This window comes from Arthrobacter sp. ZGTC131, from assembly GCF_002929275.1.
Taxonomy (GTDB): domain Bacteria; phylum Actinomycetota; class Actinomycetes; order Actinomycetales; family Micrococcaceae; genus Arthrobacter.
Genome location: NZ_PJIK01000007.1, coordinates 106,149 through 124,491, shown reverse-complemented (window position 1 = coordinate 124,491; position 18,343 = coordinate 106,149). Strand labels below are relative to the sequence as shown.

20 protein-coding genes are annotated in these 18,343 nt (G+C 64.0%); 6 read left to right on the top strand and 14 right to left on the bottom strand.

What is annotated here, in order from left to right:
• Positions 1-843: 843 nt before the first annotated feature.
• The 6 genes from CXQ90_RS10945 to CXQ90_RS10915 all read right to left on the bottom strand — a co-directional run bounded on the left by CXQ90_RS10945 (position 844) and on the right by CXQ90_RS10915 (position 5,918).
• Positions 844-1,239 (bottom strand): hypothetical protein, encoded by a 396-nt coding sequence (locus CXQ90_RS10945; protein WP_104139087.1) that lies wholly within the window; start codon positions 1,237-1,239, stop codon positions 844-846.
• Positions 1,240-1,425: 186 nt separating this feature from the next.
• Positions 1,426-1,608 carry a hypothetical protein gene (locus CXQ90_RS10940; RefSeq protein ID WP_104139085.1) on the bottom strand — a complete coding sequence of 61 codons (183 nt, stop codon included), beginning with the start codon at positions 1,606-1,608 and terminating at the stop codon, positions 1,426-1,428.
• 802 nt (positions 1,609-2,410) lie between these two features.
• Complete coding sequence (locus CXQ90_RS10930) at positions 2,411-3,211, bottom strand: putative hydro-lyase (protein WP_219816666.1); 801 nt, start codon at positions 3,209-3,211, stop codon at positions 2,411-2,413.
• Positions 3,208-4,569: an MFS transporter gene (locus CXQ90_RS10925; protein WP_104139082.1), complete on the bottom strand. Its 1,362-nt coding sequence runs from the start codon at positions 4,567-4,569 to the stop codon at positions 3,208-3,210. The genes CXQ90_RS10930 and CXQ90_RS10925 overlap by 4 nt, the downstream gene beginning before the upstream one ends.
• Before the next feature lie 344 nt (positions 4,570-4,913).
• A complete protein-coding gene (locus tag CXQ90_RS10920; RefSeq protein ID WP_104139080.1) occupies positions 4,914-5,648 on the bottom strand; it encodes a GntR family transcriptional regulator in 735 nt (244 codons plus the stop codon).
• A gap of 75 nt (positions 5,649-5,723) precedes the next feature.
• Positions 5,724-5,918: a hypothetical protein gene (locus CXQ90_RS10915; protein ID WP_104139079.1), complete on the bottom strand. Its 195-nt coding sequence runs from the start codon at positions 5,916-5,918 to the stop codon at positions 5,724-5,726.
• Between the two features lie 262 nt (positions 5,919-6,180).
• Here CXQ90_RS10915 and CXQ90_RS10910 point away from each other — a divergent pair, with 262 nt between their 5' ends.
• Complete coding sequence (locus CXQ90_RS10910; protein ID WP_104139077.1) at positions 6,181-6,789, top strand: hypothetical protein; 609 nt, start codon at positions 6,181-6,183, stop codon at positions 6,787-6,789.
• Between the two features lie 22 nt (positions 6,790-6,811).
• Positions 6,812-7,630, top strand: a complete 819-nt coding sequence (locus CXQ90_RS10905) for an alpha/beta fold hydrolase (RefSeq protein ID WP_104139076.1) — start codon at positions 6,812-6,814, stop codon at positions 7,628-7,630.
• 42 nt (positions 7,631-7,672) lie between these two features.
• On the opposite strand, the gene CXQ90_RS10900 is transcribed toward CXQ90_RS10905, so the two are convergent.
• Together CXQ90_RS10900 and CXQ90_RS10895 are read right to left on the bottom strand one after the other, a co-directional pair.
• Positions 7,673-8,050, bottom strand: coding sequence for a nuclear transport factor 2 family protein (locus CXQ90_RS10900; protein ID WP_104139075.1), 378 nt, complete (start codon positions 8,048-8,050; stop codon positions 7,673-7,675).
• 96 nt (positions 8,051-8,146) lie between these two features.
• Positions 8,147-8,734, bottom strand: a complete 588-nt coding sequence (locus CXQ90_RS10895; RefSeq protein WP_181038523.1) for a DM13 domain-containing protein — start codon at positions 8,732-8,734, stop codon at positions 8,147-8,149.
• A 148-nt stretch (positions 8,735-8,882) separates the two neighbouring features.
• Between CXQ90_RS10895 and CXQ90_RS10890 the strand changes: the two genes are divergently transcribed.
• The 4 genes from CXQ90_RS10890 (at position 8,883) to CXQ90_RS10875 (ending at position 11,469) form a co-directional block, all read left to right on the top strand.
• On the top strand, positions 8,883-9,551 hold the full coding sequence (locus CXQ90_RS10890) for a class I SAM-dependent methyltransferase (protein WP_104139074.1): 669 nt from the start codon (positions 8,883-8,885) through the stop codon (positions 9,549-9,551).
• Positions 9,552-9,627: 76 nt separating this feature from the next.
• Entirely contained in the window at positions 9,628-9,945 is a 318-nt protein-coding gene (locus CXQ90_RS10885; protein ID WP_104139072.1) for a hypothetical protein, read from the top strand.
• A 185-nt stretch (positions 9,946-10,130) separates the two neighbouring features.
• Positions 10,131-10,502, top strand: coding sequence for a VOC family protein (locus tag CXQ90_RS10880; protein ID WP_104139071.1), 372 nt, complete (start codon positions 10,131-10,133; stop codon positions 10,500-10,502).
• A gap of 139 nt (positions 10,503-10,641) precedes the next feature.
• Positions 10,642-11,469, top strand: coding sequence for a phosphatase PAP2 family protein (locus tag CXQ90_RS10875; protein ID WP_258064486.1), 828 nt, complete (start codon positions 10,642-10,644; stop codon positions 11,467-11,469).
• Positions 11,470-11,705: 236 nt separating this feature from the next.
• On the opposite strand, the gene CXQ90_RS10870 is transcribed toward CXQ90_RS10875, so the two are convergent.
• The 6 genes from CXQ90_RS10870 to CXQ90_RS10840 all read right to left on the bottom strand — a co-directional run bounded on the left by CXQ90_RS10870 (position 11,706) and on the right by CXQ90_RS10840 (position 18,226).
• Positions 11,706-12,980 carry an MFS transporter gene (locus CXQ90_RS10870; protein WP_104139069.1) on the bottom strand — a complete coding sequence of 425 codons (1,275 nt, stop codon included), beginning with the start codon at positions 12,978-12,980 and terminating at the stop codon, positions 11,706-11,708.
• An 870-nt stretch (positions 12,981-13,850) separates the two neighbouring features.
• Positions 13,851-14,231, bottom strand: a complete 381-nt coding sequence (locus tag CXQ90_RS10860; protein WP_104139068.1) for a RidA family protein — start codon at positions 14,229-14,231, stop codon at positions 13,851-13,853.
• Positions 14,232-14,286: 55 nt separating this feature from the next.
• On the bottom strand, positions 14,287-15,051 hold the full coding sequence (locus CXQ90_RS10855) for an amino acid ABC transporter ATP-binding protein (RefSeq protein ID WP_104139066.1): 765 nt from the start codon (positions 15,049-15,051) through the stop codon (positions 14,287-14,289).
• Positions 15,051-15,983: an amino acid ABC transporter permease gene (locus tag CXQ90_RS10850; RefSeq protein WP_104139065.1), complete on the bottom strand. Its 933-nt coding sequence runs from the start codon at positions 15,981-15,983 to the stop codon at positions 15,051-15,053. The genes CXQ90_RS10855 and CXQ90_RS10850 overlap by 1 nt, the downstream gene beginning before the upstream one ends.
• A gap of 12 nt (positions 15,984-15,995) precedes the next feature.
• On the bottom strand, positions 15,996-16,934 hold the full coding sequence (locus CXQ90_RS10845; protein WP_219816665.1) for an ABC transporter substrate-binding protein: 939 nt from the start codon (positions 16,932-16,934) through the stop codon (positions 15,996-15,998).
• Positions 16,934-18,226: an alpha-hydroxy acid oxidase gene (locus CXQ90_RS10840; RefSeq protein WP_181038522.1), complete on the bottom strand. Its 1,293-nt coding sequence runs from the start codon at positions 18,224-18,226 to the stop codon at positions 16,934-16,936. Before CXQ90_RS10840 ends, CXQ90_RS10845 begins: the two co-directional genes overlap by 1 nt.
• Between the last annotated feature and the right edge of the window lie 117 nt (positions 18,227-18,343).

Here is an 18,343-nt window from a genome sequence, read left to right as displayed (position 1 = left end):
CCAGCCACGCTTCCAGCAACCCCGGGATTGTGAATTGCAGCGGTACTTGGCGTGTTCTGTCAGCGGTAAATCCCGGCATCCGTTCGAAGAAGGGGCTGGGTGTCTCCTTTGCCCTAAGTCCCAGGAACTATGAGGTCAGCCGGAGGCGCGTTTCATCCGCGGCGAAGAACCTGTCCTCCTCATCCATCCAGCGGCGCCAAAGTGCCCTGTGACCTTCTCCGTCTCGATGTATGCCGCGTCGCAGACGCTCATCCTTTAGAGCGTCCACCCATATCGCGAATGTAATTTTGCCGATGCTCTCTCGTCTTGTACACGTGACGCCTTCGATGAGCACCAGCGGGCTCCAGCTCACCGTTGTCCAAAGTCCCAGGGAGTCACCGAACTCATCGCCGTCCCAGTCCCTTTGCTGGTAGCGGGCCGGGTCCCCGTGGAGTAGAGGGTCCAGGACCTGTTGCTCGAACCTGGGCAAAGTTGTTCCAGGAAACGAAGTCGTCAATCGGAATGATCGGGGCGTTCAGCAATGAGGCCAGTTTTCCCGCCAACGTGCTTTGCCGGACCCGGAAGGCCCGTCAATTCCGACTATCTTGATGCCACGAACGGCCGGCGCACTCGGCACAGCGTTCTGGATGTCTTGCAAGGTGTCGTTCACGTGACCATTTTCGTGCCTATTGGGTGTGGCTCTCTGGCGGGTCAACGCAGGGAGGAACACGCGCCCATTCATTCGAAAACCGTGCCCCGACTGCCCTTGGCATGAAATCGGGGGCTTCAAACTTCTGCGTTCCCGTGGCCCGCGGTCCGGATTGGCGGGCAGGATAAACACTCCTTCCGGACCGGCTTCAGAGGTCACTGCTCAAGGTCTTCCGGGTCGAACTGACTCAGCGGAGACCCTCCGAAGGTCGCCTGACCGTCGCCGGCTTCCACCTCCTCAGCCGATGGCGCCTCTCCGGAATCGACGTCGGCCGCGGCCTCCTCCAGCGTCGGCGCATTGGTCGCACGTTGCGTGTCGTCGGTCAGAGTCTGCTCACTCAGGAAGTCCTCTTCCTCTCCCGACACCGCCTCGAGAAGGGGATCCTCGCGCCCTCGGTCGGGTTTGTTCTCCGCGGGGCCCGGGTGGTTGTCAGGTTCTCCGGAAACAGGGTCGGGTTCCATAGAGGGCGCAGCACCGGGGGCCTGGTCGGGCAGGGTGTCATCATCCTGGACAATTTCAGGTTCTTCGTCGGGAAACTGCTCTTCAGTCACTTTCGCGCCTTTCTCATCGCCGACTGCACCGTCGGGACACCAAAGCATGGGAATGAAGGGACTTCCCCGAGCCTGACACAAGGCCGGACGCCCAGTTCTACAGGTCGCGCGCTCTCCGCCCTTGCATGAGGCGATCTTCCCAGATGAAGGTGCGCAGGCGGAAGCCCCGGGCAGGAGTCTGCGTTGTCAGCGATATGGATTGGCGCCTGGGCCGCCAGCCCGGTGGCTGTCGTACCCCTGCTGCCAGGCTTCCGGGATCACTGTGACCAGGTCCGCTAACAAGGGGTAGTACGGGTGGTCAGGCCCGATGTAGATCATCTCTTCCCTCGCCCTCTCAATGATGACCCGGATGTCCTTCTCACTCCTCATGCGGCATGGTCGCACAAAACTTCGCGGTCGGCCACAGGCCCTCTTGGTGCTTACTCATCACCGTCCACGGCCAGCCTTTTGGCGGGCCCCGGCCAGCCCGCTGCTCGTCGGCTATTCGCAGCACCGGCCCCCACTGAGCAGCGATGCTGGTGGGGCTTCAACAACGGAGATCGACGCAGCCGAGGCCCACTACAAGCGTGCGCTCCTCAGCAGGCAGTTCGGACTGAACCGCAACTGACACTGCACCCTGAAGGGACATGTGGGCGTTGCTCGCTGCCGGGTGGTTGCCAGAGACACGTCCGTTTTGAGCGTGGGACTTGGTTTCGGTGACTTAGCTTTGGCTGAGGGCCTTGGTCAGGATGAAACGCTGACGCTGAGCCTTTGAGCTCACGCCGGCCGTTCCCGGTATGCATTGACGCTGCACTGACTGCTGGCGGAAATTTGGACCAGCACGTCAGTAACGACTTCAAGATAGGCGACCGCCCGTTCCTGCTATTCGTGCCCACTTGGGGCAGCCCAAGCTCCCCTTGAAGAGGATCTTCATACAGGCTGGTGTGCGCCACCGGCCGATCACAGAATACCGCCACCAAGGCGATCAAGAGCCACGCTGAGCTTCATCCGCCATCCCTGCATCGTCGATGAGCTCTGACTTCCCCGGGGCAAGCCGGGGGGCCTGACAGGATGGCATGCAGCGAATCCTGGCCGAGCATGTTCTGGATGGCGCCTTCACGCTGACGACAGCCACCGTTCCGCTGCCAGGTCCTATCGCGTAAAAGGGAAGGCACCGGCAGGACCTGCGGGCTTATTCATCTCCCCCTGATTCCCGGTAGCTGCTTTCGGGAATATCGGTGATGAACATGTGCCCGGGTGCATGGCTGATGGCGAACGGGGGCCGGGAAGCCATCACGGCGCTCTGTGGTGTCACACCGCATGCCCAGAACACCGGCACTTCCCCCGACCGTATCTCTACGGCATCTCCGAAGTCGGGGCGGTTGATGTCTGCAATGCCCAGTTCCTCGGGTGTGCCGACATGAACGGGCCCGCCGTGGACCTTCGGCACCTGCGAGGTGACCCTGATGGCCGTCTCGACCATCTCGGCCGGCATGGGGCGCATGGAGACAACCATGGGGCCGTGGATTCTTCCCGCGGGCGTGCACTCTACGTTGGTCCGGTACATGGGAACGTTGCGCCCGGTTTCGGTGTGGCGGAGCGGGATGCCCTCGCTGGCGAGTGCGGCCTCAAACGTGAAGCTGCAGCCAATGAGCACGGCCACCATGTCGTCGCGCCAGGAAGACGAAGCGTCAGGGACTTCGTCGGTGAGGACGCCGTCCTGCCAAAGCCGGTAAGCCGGGATGTCCTTGCGGATGTCAGAGCCGGCTGCCAGGGCACTTTCGTAGCTGCCAGCAGGGATGATGTCGATGACCGGGCAGGCCTTTGGGTTGAGCCGGCAGAACTCGATGAATTCGTCGGCGTAGTCGGCTGGCACGGCTATAAGATTCGCCTGGGTGAATCCGTCGCTCCAGCCGGATGTCGGTGTGACGAGGCCGTTGCGGAACTGCCGGCGCGCTTCGGACGGTGCCACGAGGGAGTTCGGCTGCTTCACCGCGTGCCGCTCCCTACGAGTTCACCTGACGTGTTCAGGTATTCCTCGTCTTCGGCGACATTAGAGTCCCGGCCGAGCGCCAGTCCCACCAAGGTCAGCAGACACGCCACACTGAGGTAGATGGCTACAGGGACCCAGCTGTGGAAGGTGCTCAGCAGCAGCGTGAACATGAACGGCGCGATGGCGCCGCCGATGATTCCCGCAAAAGTGTAGGCCAGGGAGCTGCCGGTGGACCGGAGCCGCGGCGAGAACTGCTCGACCACGAAGGCTGCCTGCGGCCCGTACATGAAGGAGTGGCAGAGTAGGCCCAGGACTGTGCCGACGATCAGCATGACCGGCGAACGCCCTTCAAGAACGATGAAGAACAGGTACGCCCACACTGCGGCCGCCACAGCGGCGATGCCGTAGACGAGCCGGCGGTTGATGCGGTCGGAGATGTGGCCCGCGAGCGGCATCGTGAAGAGCTGGAGGGCCGAGCCAACGAGTACGGCCACGAGCACCTGGCCGCGGTCGAAGCCAAGCTCCTGGATGCCGTAGGTGAGGGTAAACACCGTGCACAGGGCGTATGTGACGTCCGGGCCGATCCGGCTCAGCATGGCGGCCAGGAGGGGCCGGCGCTGGGTGGTGAGGACTTCCCTGATCGGGGCCTTGGGCTGGTCTCCCCTGGCTTCCATGGCCTTAAAGATGGGGGTGTCTTCGAGCTTGAGGCGGATCCAGAGGCCGAAAGCCACCAGCAGGGCTGAGATCAGGAACGCAATCCGCCAGCCGTAGTCGAGGAATGCCTCCTCTGACAGGGCCAGCGTCAGCACAGCAAGCGCACCGTTGGCCATCAGGTTGCCGGCAGGCGGCCCGATCTGAGCCGCGGACGCCCAGAACCCGCGCCGGTTCGGGTCGCCGAATTCACTGGAGAGCAGAACGGCGCCGCCCCATTCGCCGCCGACGCCCACGCCCTGTGCGAAGCGCAGGAACACAAGGATGGCCGGCGCAATGATGCCGATGTTGTCATAGGTGGGCAGCAGACCGATGAGGAAGGTCGCCACGCCAATCAGCATTAGCGTGAAGACCAGGATCTTCTTGCGGCCGATCTCATCCCCGAGCCGGCCGAAAATTATGCCGCCGACCGGGCGGGAGATGTATCCCACCGCGTACGTCGAGAAAGCCAGGAGGGTGCCCGTCACCGGGTCCGAGGCCGGGAAAAAGATGAGCGGAAAGACGATCGCCGCCGCGGCGGAATAGACAGCGAAGTCGTAGAACTCGAGTGCCGTGCCTGTCAGGCTGGCGGCGAATGCCTTGTACATGCCCTTGCGCTCTACAAAAGGTGCTTGCGTCCCGGGGGCCACTGCGGGTTGGTTGGCCATTTTGCCTCCATGAAGAGTGTGGAATTCATCGGCTGGTGCGACGGATGATGCTCGCTGCCCGCTTGTCCTCTCCTGCGACGTTGACAGGTGGGCATCGGGGCAGTTTTTGTGAGGCTTGCCGCCAGCGAGGCTGGGGAATCCTGACACGGTGTTGAATTGTCGGATCGTTGAACAATTCAATGTTGTTGAACAATTTACGCGACGCAGGTCACACCGTCAAGGGATAGATATGCGCTTGCAGCGCAGGCAGGCATCAACCGGGCGGGGCCAAGGGCGGCCAAGGGCAGGGCGCGGACGCGTGCGGCGGCCGGCGGAGTTTCCGCCCTGTACGTATGTACCGCGGACTAGGACGTATGCACCGCGGTCTGGTGCTCCTCCGAGCGGTCGAGATAGGAGAGCAGGCGTTCGGCCGCCAGTTCGGTGTCGCCCGCTTCGAGGGCCTGGCAGATCTGTTCGTTGTCTGCCAAATAGTCCTGGTAGAAACCGCCGTCGACAGCGGCCTTGTGGAAGAAGAGCCTCATCTCGGCGAGGACCTGGGACATGATGGTGTCGAGGCGTTCGCTGGACGCCAGCGCCACGAGGGCGCCGTGAAAATGCTGGTTGGCGCTTCCGAGCCCTTCGCTGTCCCCGGCTGCGGCCGCGTGCTTGCCTTCCTCGACGGCCGCACGCACGGCGGCGATTCTTTCCGGACTGCCTCCGCCCCGGACGGCACTGACCTCGATGGCCCGCCGCACGGTATAGACGTCATGGATGTCGGTGACACCGAGACTGGCGACGAAGACACCCCGGTTGGGCTGGCGGACAACGAGGCGCTCGCTGGCAAGTTCGGCGAAGGCCTCCCGCACGGTGTTGCGGGAGACACCGAGCTCATCGGAGAGTGCCTCCTCTTTGAGCTTCGTTCCTGGCGGCAGTGCGCCTTCCGCGATCTGGAGGCGCAACTCGGTGGCGACGCGGGTCGCCACCGAGGGCACCGCCACCCGGAGCCTGGACGTTCCCCCCGGCGACGCCGATCCGCCCTGAGGGACAGCCCCGGATTCGAGGACGGGCGACTTCTCGGCGTTCGGGTTCGCAGGTGACATACTTCCGAATTTACACGAGCTGCACCACAATCAGATTGCTGAATCGTTGAACGTTCCGGATATCGGCTCGGGCGCCTATTCCGCAGGCTTGTGCCGCGCTTCCTGCTGATGCTTCTCAAGCTTTTCTTCCGAATCCCTGCGACGCTGACCCACTGTCCGCATCTGACCGGTGGTCGGCGCGGAGTGGTCATCTTTGGCTTGGCCTTGCGCCTGCTTTTCCGCAGCGGTGGGGGAAGGCGACTGGGGGCCAGGACCTTCTTTTTCACTCATACACAAATCCTCCCACCCGTGCGGTTGGGGGGAAAGGCGCCCTGGACCGCAGCGGCGTCAGCCGCTACAGCTTCCAGACGACGGAATCCGTTCCGCTACAGATCGACGGCGAAGTGAAGACGCTAACGGCGCGCATGCCGGTGGTTGTGGAATCCGCGCACCGCGGCCTCGCCACCCTCGGATAAACGGTCCGGGTCCCCCGCTCCGGGAGGATAATTGCACTGAGCGTCAACGGTCGGCACGGGCAAAAAGGAGAGTCCGGATGCATACAGTTCCGCGCATCACGGTGGAGGTGCCCGTGCTCCGTATTGGGTCCGGGGCCGGGGACTACGAGAAGCTGGGCAGCTACGTGCGTTCGCTGCGCAGGGAGCACGGTCTGCACATGACACTGCTGCACATCGGTGTGCTGGACGACTTCTCCCAGGATGTCTCGGAGTGGACCAAAGGCATCACGAGTCCCGCTACGGCCGCCAGCAGGACGTCCGCGTGGCTGAAGCGGCTGCCGGTGATGGGAGGCTTCTCGGGGCATGCCGACAGGCTGATCGTGCTGGGCGGCGGCAGCGTATGCGGACTCGAGGTGGATGTGCCCCAAAGCGTGCGCGACTTTCAGGTCTCCCTCGTGCAGGCCCTGCATGAGCTGCTGGCCGAGCTCCAGGTGGACAACAGCGACGACTTTATTCTCAGCTCGCGTGCTCTGGGCTTCAGGTACCCGCGCTGGACGCCCCACGTTGCCGTGGGGAGCCCTATAACCAGGCGCAGCGGCTCTTGGGAGATCCAGCCGGTGACGATCGATTTCGGTGAATCGCGCATCAGGAACCGCCAGCTCCTGCCAGCCACCGAGGCCGAGGAGAGGCTCCCTTCCGCTGAATGAGGGCGCGACCTACGCTGGTGATATGTCCCGGCTCAGCGTCAACGGCGTGGATCTGTACTACGAGGAATATGGTGCGGGGATCCCGATTCTCGGCGTGCACGGGACGCCCAGTTCAGCCGTGATGTGGGCGGATGCCGCCAAGGAACTCGCCCTGCATGGCCGGTGCATCATCTATGACCGCAGGGGCTTCCACCGCAGCGCTCCCCCGGCGCCGTTCTCCACCTTGGACTTGGTCGACCACGTGGACGACGCCGCGGGTGTTCTGGCCGCTTTGCATGCGGGGCCGGCAGTGGTGATCGGACGCAGCACCGGCGGTCTCATTGCCATCGAGCTTGCCCGCCGGTTCCCGGACAAAGTGAAGGCGCTGGTTCTTCTGGAGCCGGCCCTGTTCACCATTGACCCGGAGGCCGACGCCTGGGCCCGGAGCCTTCGCCTCAGGGTGCTGGAGCGCTCGGCCGGCCAGCCGGGTCTGGTTGCGGAATCTGTGATCCGCCAGGCTCTCGGCGCTGCCGCGTGGGAGTCGCTGCCGGAGGATCTCCGCGAGATGTTGGCCGGGACGGGGCACGCCGTCCTCGCCGAGATCAAGGGCCACGGCATGGATCTCAGCGAGGACGCTCTGGAACTGGACGAGGACCAGCTGGCAGGGATCCGCCGGCCCACGCTCATCGTGTCCGCGGAGGAGTCGCCCGAACCCTGCAGGCTGGTGAACGCCCGGCTGTCCGGCGCATTGCCGTTCACCCGGACGGTGCTGGTCACCGGGGGACATCTCATCAACCCCGCCCATCCGGCCGTACTGGACTTCGTTGACCGCATCGCCGCAAGCCAGGACTCGTCGGCGTAGTCCACTCGGAGGCAGTGCCGCCTGCGGGGGGCACTTGCATTGTCAGTCGCCCAATATGCCCAGACGACGGCGGACGGCGGCGGAGTCTTCATAGACCCGCCATTCGAGCACCTGATTGCCGTCGACAACCGCCGTCCACAGTGCGGGCCCCTCCAGCACGGCGTGGCCGGGACACGTCGAATATCCCGCAACAGTGACGTTCTTCCCGCTCGCCGACACTGCTTCGAAGACATTCCTGTACCCCGGGTAGGCCGCGAAGAAGCTGCGCCAGGCGGCCAGGCAGGCGGCCCTGCCCACAACTACCGTGCCAGCAGTGTCAATGAACCTGTGGTCCTCCGACATGAGCTGAGCGAGACCTTCGACATCTCCGGCATTGATGCAGTCGGTGAACCGAACTGCCACGTGGGCGCCGTCATTCATGCCCGCACAGTAGCGCACGGCATGCCGGGCCAAAAGGGCCGCGCGTTAGGCGTCGCGCGAGGACCCCCGTGGTTCCGGGTTTTGTCCGGCAGCCGGTCAGAAGGTGAGCTGAGCCGCCCCGAATGACACGCTGAATTGAACGCACCACAGATCGACCGACTTGTACTTTTTCAGGTCAACTCCGGCGGGGATTGCGTAGACCTGATTGCCCTGGTTTCCCTTGATGAGGCCGAGGTCAAAATGGTCGGCACCACCGGCGACGAACCAACCGCCCGTTCCCTCCACGACGTCGGCAGCACTCAGCCACACGTGGACATCCGGGCCGTTTGAGGTGTCAAGATTCTCCAGGGTAAGTAGGTGGTCGCCGTTTGGCTGCCTCAGGATCCGGACCGTCCCCGACGTCGTGTGTTCGTGGCTGATCAATGAACCTACGGCAACCTGGACCGGTCCGGCAGGAGCCGGCCGGGCGGGCGCGGCGGCGGGTGGCGACGGGGCGCCCGGAGAAGCGGAGGGCGAGGGTTTCGCGGTTTCGGCGGATGCCGCCACGGTCGGGATTTGTTCATCCACGCGCACGTCGACAAAGAGAAGCCACGGTTTTAACACGGCAAGCCCTATCGCGAGCAGGACAACTGCCAGCCCAGCCACCAAGATGGGCCACACCCGCCTGCGACCACCAGTCTTCATGGCCACCATTTAGCACCCCGCAGCCGTCCGTCAGGGAGACATCCTCATATTCCCGCCCTTGCGTCTATCGTCCCCTCACCGACTGCTGACGGCAATGCAGAATCTTCCGACGCACAACAGGCGACTCGGGCCGCGATAGCCTTTCCAGATGACTCGTGCCGATCGTCTTGCCCTCGTCCGGTCGGCCTACGACGTGGTCGCCGAGAGCTACGCGCATTTGCTGCCGGATGCCAGTTTCGAGGGTCCAGCCGACCGCGGCATGATCGACGCATTCGCGGCGTGCGTGCTGGAAAGAAACGGCGGATCGGTGGTCGACGCGGGCTGCGGAGCAGGCCGGATGACCCGGCTGCTGTCAACCATGGGTGTCGACATTTCGGGGATTGATGTGTCCGCGGGAATGATTGAGGTGGCCCGGCGGACTTATCCCGGGCTCAGCTTCGACGTTGCCGAGCTGGGGGCCCTCCCTCATGCGGATAAGGAGTTGGGCGGAGTCTTCGCCTGGTATTCCATCATCCATTTGGCTCCCGTTGATCTCCCCCGCGTATTTGCAGAGTTCTTCCGGGTCCTTGCGCCCGGCGGATATGTCCTGATCAGCTTCCAAGTGGGTGAAGGATCCCGCCACATAACCCGCGCCTATGGCCACGACGTTTCGATGGACGCCCAGCTTTTCCCACAGGCAGCCGTCATCGCTGACCTCGCCAACGCTGGCTTCAAAATCCTCGCCCAGATGTCACGCGAACCCGGCCCCCGCGAGAAGTCGGCCCAAGCCGTACTCCTGGCTCAGCGACCACTCAACGGACAGCCCCCGGAGGGGTAGCCCCTCCCCCATCGCAGGGTGGGCCTCGACACGGCGGCGGATCCCATCGCCGCTGGAATGGCGGGATAATGGGACTATGACCGATCAGGACCGGGACCTTTGGGATGAGTTCGACAGGCTCAGGCCCGCAGGCCCTGACCGCGTGGAGGGGTACCCAGGAGGAGAGCCTATGGGCTTTGGCTTCCGGACAGGCGTGCGCAGCGCCAGGGTGGCTTTCGGGTTCGCCGTGTATGCGCTGGTCCTCGGAACCGTGCTCGTCCTGGTCGGTGCCATCGCCTTCATCAGCAGCGGCCAATGGCTGTTGTTCGGATCGATGATTTTGATCGAAGGCGTCTTCGTCTACGCCTTCACCCGGCTGGCGGCCCAGGCGCGCAACCGGCGTTCGGCCCGGTAGCTGCACAGCTGCGCCAGTACGACGACGGCGACCGCGCACCCACGGGGGCTCCCCTGCCGTTCTCGGGGACCTTGGTGGCTGGATTCGTGCCCGTCGAACTTGAAACCCGCCAGGAAAGCGCTCCACCCAAGGCTGCCCGCGACTATCATCGGATGAATCCATCATTCTGAAGAGTGGAGCAAAACATGGAACTCGGCGCTTTCTCGCTCAGCCTCAACGTCAAGGACATCGCGACCTCGGCGGCGTTCTACGAAAAGCTCGGATTTAGCAGCCACGGGGTCGACATCACCCAGAACTGGCTGATCCTGAAAAACGGTGAGACGGTCATAGGCCTGTTCCAGGGGATGTTCGACAAGAACATGCTGACCTTCAACCCGGGCTGGACCCAGGGAACGGAACCGCTCGACTCATTCACCGATGTGCGCGATCTCCAGCGCCAGCTGAAGGCCCAGGGCACGCAATTCGTATCAGAAGCGGACGAGGAAACGACCGGGCCGGCGAGCTTCATAGTGGTGGATCCGGACGGCAACCCGGTTCTCGTAGATCAGCACGTCTGATTTCAGCCGGCGAGCGCTGGGCACGGGTGTGGCTCATCTGCGTCAGAGTCCGGCGTTCATGATGCTCTTGCACGCGTCCGCTTAGGCTTTGCTTACGGCTCGACCTGACGATGGTCAATATTCGAGATGGGAACCAACGTTGAGTAAGGAACCCCGCAGCCAGACCGATGAAGGTATCGGCGAGGAACTGAACCAAGACCGTCTCGTCGAGGGCCGTGACCTCACCCGGGCGGACGAGCGCTCCTACGGTCTCCTGGTCAGGGCTGTCCGGGGAACCAGCAACTTCCTCGGCCCGTACGGGCCGCCTGTCCTGGCCCTGCTGCCGGGTGCGGCCATCATCGCTGGAATGACCGCAGCCTTCGCCCGGGTATGCGAATCCGTGCTTGGCGGCGACGGGGTCGCGCAACTGGACCACCCGGCGCTCGTAGCGGGAAAGAGTCTCCGTTCCCCCGCCATGGATCTCATCGTGACCGCGTACGCCTATATCGGCGACACCGTCGGCATGCTGCTCCTTACCCTGGCGGCCACGATAGCTCTGACGATCAGTCGCCGAACCTGGACTCCGGCAATACTCATCCTCATCGCAGGGACCGGTTCCCTGCTCATGACCATCGCCGGCAAGAGACTCATCGGCCGAACGCGCCCCGCTCCCGCGGACGCCGTGCCGCCGTTCGATTATTCGCCCTCGTTTCCAAGCGGACACTCCCTGAACTCAGTGGTCATCGTGGGCATCATCGCCTACCTGTTAGTCCCCCGGCTCAAGAGGACGCGTAGCCGTGTCCTTACCTTGTGCGCTGCGGCCATGTTTGCCGTGACCATGGGCCTGAGCGGGGTGTACCTGGGTCATCACTGGCTCACCGACGTCCTGGGGGCCGGGGCTCTCGGGGCGGCGTGGCTGGCGCTGATCATCACGGCCCACTGCGTCTATCTGGCCCTACGGAAGCAACGGACACCGCCGCCCGGATAGCTGGAATCTTCGAAGCAGCCGGCTCAGGCAGACCCAAAGTCCGCCGGCCAGGCAGAAACTGGGGGGTGCATTGCCGGGCCGGCGGACTGATCGAACCGCTGATGGGGGCAACGTTTCGACCAGGTGTCCACAGCCTGCCAAGTGCACCTTAGGAATTCCCGTTGGACCCTATGGCCGCTCCCCCACCGTTCCTCGGCGGCGGAATAATCGGCCACGTTTGGGGCTCATGGCGGTGTCTATGACGGTTGGGACTCCGCGTCCGGCGTGCTGGTTGGGGCGTTGGCCACATCGGCCCGGGCGTGCTGGGCACGGCTCGCCAGCAGGAATGGCACCGCGATCAACTCGATCACGCCGCCGATCGCCAGCGAGGCCGGGTACCCGTACACATCGGCCGACCGGCCGAGCAGCGGCTGCGCCACCACGCCGCCGCTTGATCCAATGAGTGAGTCGAAGCTAAGGACTGTTGCACGCTGCTTCGACGCGATCATGTCGTTCAGGTAGGCCTGCCGCACTGGCATGCCCACCTCGGCTACCACGGCCCAGAGCGTCAGCAGCGCCAAGGCCACCCAGAACTCCTGGATGAACCCGAGCACAATCAGAATTAGTGCGCTGGCAATGCCGCTCAGAATCAGCACCGTCGTGCGTTTGCGAACGAGGCGCCGAACGCGCGGCGCCAGCCAGCCGCCGAGCACCTCCGCTCCCGCCACGATCGCCGCGGCCAGGCCCGCAATGGAGTACGCCCGCGGGTCGCCGAACAACTCGAGCAGGTACGGCTGCAGGGCGTAGAAGACGTAGATCCCGACGCCGGCGTTGAACGGCGCCGCCAGCATCACGTAGCGTACCGGTGGATTCTTCAGACCGTTCTCGATCGAGGCCGAGAGCACGGCACGGGTCGCCCGCAGTGGATGGGTCGTGCGCTCGGGGGTGAAACCGACATCATGCATAAGCCAAAAGGCGACGCCGAACATGGCAACAAGCACGCCTACGCGCAGCAAAAACGGAACGCCGAGATCGGTAACCTGCGCGATCACGCCTCCGGCGACCGAGCCGGCGAGCATCGCGACACCAGAGACCATCTGTCCCCGCCCGAGCACCGTTTCCAGCCCTCCGTCGTATCCCGCGAAGCGCAACGCGTCGACGAGCCACGCCTCAACCGCACCGGAGAAGAATGTGAAGCCCAGGCCGAGCAAAACGGACACCACCGCCCACGACCAGAACGGCGCGGAAAGCTGCCAGAGCAGGTAGTAGAGGTAGGTCGATGCCGCCAGTGTCACAGTGCCGAGCAGGAAGGAAACACGGCGTCCCCAACCGTCCGCGACCACTCCGGTGGGCACCTCGAACAGCACCATGCCAGCTGTGAAGAACGCGTTCGCGGCAAAGGCCTCGAGGTTGCTGAGTCCGGCATCCAACAGGAAGAGGGTGTTGATCCCCCAGATGAACGAGGCTGCAAGGGTATTGCCCAGCGTCAATGTGAGATAGATCCGCTGGGTCTTACGGGCGGCGGCGTTCATTGCGCCGGCGTCTCCGCCACGGCGAAGGTGCAGCACGTTCCCATTCTCGCCTCCCGCGTCTGCGCGTGCCAGAGCGGACGCGCACAGAAATCGGCCCGGGTGCGTGTGCGTCAGCCCGCCGGCGCGCTGACCGCGATGACGCCGCCTTTGGGGGTCGCCGATTACCGCATTGCGAAATCCCGGCGTACTCGTCGGCGCCATCAGGATGGTGCCGCCCAAGCCTACGGCCCGCTGGGCGATGAAGTCCACATCGCGGACGGCGAAATTGACGCTCCAATGCGGTGGGACTGTCACGCCGTCCGTCGCGGTCACGACGGCCACGACTCGTCCTGAGCGCCGCCACAGCGAGAACGCAGAGCCAGGAACTGGCTCAAGTTCCCAATCAAACACGGAGCCGTAGAACGCCTGCGCTCGCTCGACATCTGTAGTGTGCAGCGAGCTCATCGCCCAGGAATTCGGCTCATTGGCAAGCACAATGCCGTCGGTCCCGCCAGGCTGCCACAGGCAGAATGGCACGCCGGTGGCGTCGGCGACCACAGCAAGGGCGCCATCTCGCCGTCGAGCCCTGCCGGCATCGGGGTGGGTTCGTCGAAACTCCAGCCGAAGAGCGGTCCGTAGAAGTCCATTGCGGCCCGGGGATCAGGCTGGAAAGTGTCGACCCGGCACGGCGCGCCGACTGAGTGGGTGTCCCGGGTTGTCATTGGGGCGTCCTTCCGTTCCTGGAAATTTCTTCGCTGAGGCCGGGCAAGAGTTCGGCGGTGATGTTGTGTCCCTGCCAGCATATTCAGACAAGGCCCCGCCGATGCTTGGTTTCGCATCAGGCGGGGCCTTGGCACAGCGATCATTCCTCAGCGGAGTTCCTGGGAACGGTTAAGGTATGGCCGCCACGGCGTCGATTTCGATGAGGAAGTCTCCCAGGAACGAACCGACGGTGGTTCGTGCCGGGTAGGGGGCTTTTACCAACCCCTCGTAGGTGGCGTTGAACCCCGCGAAGTCCCGGCCGGGGTGGTGCAGGTGAACAGTTGTTTTGACGACGTGGGAGAAGTCCAGTCCGTGCCCAGCCAGGACGGCGGCCAGGTTCTTCATGGCCTGTACTGTCTGCTCTTCGATGGTGGTCCCGACGGTTTCATCCGTGACGGGGTGGTGGGGCGTCTGCCCCGCGGTGAAGAGGAAGCCGTTGGCCGCAATGGCCTGGGAGTAGGGGCCAGCCGGGCTGGGCGCGAGGTCTGTGGTTATCTGCTGTCGAGTCATCGGGCGGATTCCTTTCGTGTGGCCGGCGAGCTGGCCGGCCGGAGTTTGTTGACGGTTAGAGGACCTTTGAAAGAAAGGCCTGGGTGCGTTCGTGCTGCGGGGAACCGAGGACGTCAGCGGGGGCTCCGCTTTCGACGACGACGCCCTGGTCCATGAAGACGACCTGGTCGCTGACCTGGCGGGCGAAGCCGAGTTCGTGGGTGACCACGACCATGGTCATCCCGGCCTCGGCCAAAGACTTCATGACGTCGAGGACTTCGCCGACCAGCTCCGGGTCGAGGGCGGACGTGGGTTCGTCGAAGAGCATGAGCTTGGGTTTCATGGCCAGTGCCCGGGCGATGGCGATCCGCTGTTGCTGCCCGCCGGAGAGCTCCTGCGGATAGGAGTGCCCCCGGTTGCCAAGCCCCACACGGTCCAGCAGGGCCTGCGCTTCGGCGGTGACTTCGCTCCGGGGACGCCCGAGCACATGGACGGGCGCCTCCACGATGTTCTCCAGCACGGTCATGTGAGGGAAGAGGTTGAAGCGCTGGAAAACCATGCCTGCGGTCAGCCGTGAGCGCGCGGTCTGGCGTTCCTTCATTTCGTAGAGTCGCCCGTTGCGCTCGGTGTATCCCACCAGTTGTTCATCTACATAGAGCCGTCCGGCGTCGACCTTTTCCAGGTGGTTGATGCACCGGAGGAAAGTGGTCTTCCCGGAACCGGACGGGCCGATGAGGCAGGTCACCGAACCGCGTTCGACCCTTAGATCAATGCCCTTGAGGATTTCCGTTGAGCCGAAACTCTTGCGGACTCCCTCGGCTTCCACCATTGCGGTGCTCATTATGCGGTCCTTGTCTTTGGGTGGGTCTTTGGCTGGCGGGTCCGGCGCGGCGAAGCGTCGAAGCCGCGGCCGTACCGTCGTTCGAGCTTGGTTTGGAAGAAGCTCAGGATGGTGGTCATCAGCAGGTACCAGAGACTGGCCACGATGAGCAGCGGGATCGTCTGGTAGTTGGTGGCATAGATGATCTGGGCCGAGTAGAGCAGGTCCGAGATCGCGAGGACGCTGACCAACGCCGTGCCCTTGAGCATGGAGATGACCTGGTTGCCGGTCGGCGGGAGGACCACGCGCATGGCCTGGGGCAGGATGACCCGGCGCATGAGCTGTCCGCCGTTCATTCCGAGAGCCCGCGACGCGTCGTACTGGCCCTTGTCCACGGATCCGATGCCGCCGCGGATGATCTCGGCCATGTAGGCGGCCTCGTTCAGGGACAGCCCCAGCAACGCGGCGGCAAGCGGGGAGATGAGTACGTTCGCCGATCCGAGGACCAGGGACGGACCACCAAACGGAAGCCCGAAAGCAATAACCGGATACAGGGCGGCTATGTTGTACCAAAAGATCAGCTGCACGAGCAGTGGTGTGCCGCGGAAAAACCAGATATAGCCCCGGCTGATGGTGCTCAGGATCGGGTTCGCCGAAAGCCGCATGATCGCCAAGACCGTGCCCAGCGCAATGCCGACGGTCATCGACACCACGGTGAGCAGGACGGTCAGACCGGCCCCGGCAAGGATCTGCGGGGCGAAAAGAAACGACACGACTACGTCCCAGCGATACCGCTCGTTGACCGCCACATCCCACGCGGCGCTGAACGCAACGAGAATCAGAATGACAGCGATGGCCACCCGGACAGGGTGCCTGAGCGGCACCACCGGAATGGAATCCGCCGATGCCGGCGGGGATTCCTGCCTAGTGCCAGGGATTGAGCGTTGCTGCATGGTGTTCACCTCCTATTGGGCGAAATTGACGCGGGCGTCGGTGATGGCACTGGATTCAAGCCCGTACTTCGCGAGCACCTTGCGGTAGGAGTCGCTCTTGATCAGTGTGGAGAGCGCTGCGGAGACGGCCTTGACCAGGTTGGAGTCCTTGGGCATGCCCACCCCGACCGGCGTGAAGTCGTATTTTGCGGCGATGCCGATCGACGGGTTCTGCTTGGCAGCAAAGTCCAGAATGGGTGAATCCGCCAGCACGGCGTCCAGCCGTCCACTGGTCAGCGCCGAGATGGCCTGCCGCGTGTCTTGGAACTCGCTTCTCTGGATCCTGTCGTTGCCGGCTGCGGTGCAGTCTTTATCGGTGGCGGGGACATTTACGGTCAGCTGGTAGGACCCGGTCAGGAGACCAACCTTCTTGCCGCACAGGGACCCCTCATTGCTGATCCCCTGCGGGTTGCCACTCGGCACGGCAATGGAATTGCCCATTTGCATGTAGTCCACGAAGTCCAGGACCTCCATGCGCTTCGCCGTCGGGGTCATGGACGAGACGGTCATGTCGTACCGGCCTGCAGCCAGGCCAGGGATGATGGAGTCAAAATTGGCAACGTGGATCTCCACTTTCACGCCCAGGGACTGGCCGATGAGTCGCGCGACGTCGGGGTTCGTTCCCGTCATGTCCTGGGTCCCTTCACGGTAGAACTGGGTCGGCGGCTCGTTGGTGGGGATCGCCACGCGCAGCACCTTGGTTGATTTGATCGATTCCGGAAGCAACTGTGAGGCGCCTTCGTTGACCGCAACGGCCGGGACACCTGTGTCCTGGCCGCCTTTGTCCGAGGACGTCGCGGGCGCCGTCGGCCCGCACGCCGTGACGGCCAGCATCAGCGCACCGAGTACGACGGCGGCACTTGCGGCCGGGCGGGTGCGTTCCGGCCGCGGGGGTACAGGATGGGTTTTCATCAGGGGGTGCTCATTTCTGCCAGGCCCTTGCGGGCGTTCCGGGCCGGTGAGGTGGTGATCAGGGGTGCGGCGCGGTGCCGGATCAGGTCGCGGCCTTCCAGCCGGAGTTCCTGGATCGACGACACTCCGAGGAGCATCATGGTGCGGGTCATTTCGGTTTGGAACATGGTCAGAACGTGGGCGACACCGGCCTGGCCGGCGGCCGCCAGGCCATACAGGTAAGGGCGGCCGATGGAACACGCGTCGGCGCCGAGGGCGAGGGCCTTGACGACGTCAGAGCCGCGGCGGATGCCGCCGTCGACGATGATTTCCAGCCGGCCTTCCGCCCTGTCCACGATGTCCGGGAGGAGGTCCAGGGGCGAGGCCATGTGGTCAAGCTGCCGGCCGCCGTGGTTACTGACTTGGATGGCGTCGATGCCGATGTCGGCCGCAATGACGGCGTCGTTGGGATTGACGACGCCTTTGAGGATGATGGGGCCGTTCCAGCGGGTGCGAAGGTCCCGGATGTCGTCCCAGTCGGTAGATTCGTAGGAGCCGGCAAGGAGCGTTCGCCACATATCAGGGGTGCTGGAGAGGGGACCGTCGGGGATCGCGGCGTCCAGGTTGGGGAAGGCTATCGCGTCATTGGCCAGGAACCCCAGCGCCCACCGCGGGTGCAGGGCCCCTTCCACCACGGTTTTCAGCTTGATGGACGGCGGCGCGGTGAACCCGTTGCGGTAGTCCCGTTCGCGGTGGCCGATGGCGCGGCAGTCGACGTTGACCAGGAGGGCCTCGTAGCCTGCAGCCGCGGCCCGGTCCAGGACCGCCTGCAGTTCCGCCTTGTCCTGCATCGGTTCGATGTTGAACCAGCGCCGCGCTCCGGGAGCGGCGGCACTCACCTGTTCCATCGGCGTCGTGCTCAGGTGTGCCAGTCCGTACGGGAGTCCGGCGTGCTGGGCCGCCCGGGCGACTGCGCTTTCTCCGTCCGGGTGGAACAGCCTGGTGCCGCCGGTGGGGGCCAGCGTCAAGGGCATCGACACCGGGCCGCCCAGGAGGGTTGAGCCAAGGTCCAGGTTCTCCACCGACCCCCATTTCGGCAGGAAAGACCAGTCGTCAAAGGAGGACCGGTTACGGCGAAGGGAGACCTCGTCCTCCCCGCCGCCCTCGATGTAGTCAAAAATGCTGCCGGGCAGGCGCTTCGCGGCCAGTTTCCGCATGTCCTCGACGCTGTAGCAACGCCGCGACAGCCGCTGCGAGGGGGTCCGGGCCGGCCCCTGAACCGTGGCCAGAGCCTTGATGTCCTTGAATTTCATTAGTAATCCTCTGGTGTTCTTTGCAGGAATTCTCTGTCGCTTCCTTCACCAATAGTGACCCAGATCTCCTCCCGTCTATATGTGAATACCGCTAATAGTTTCGGCTATCCCTTGTGA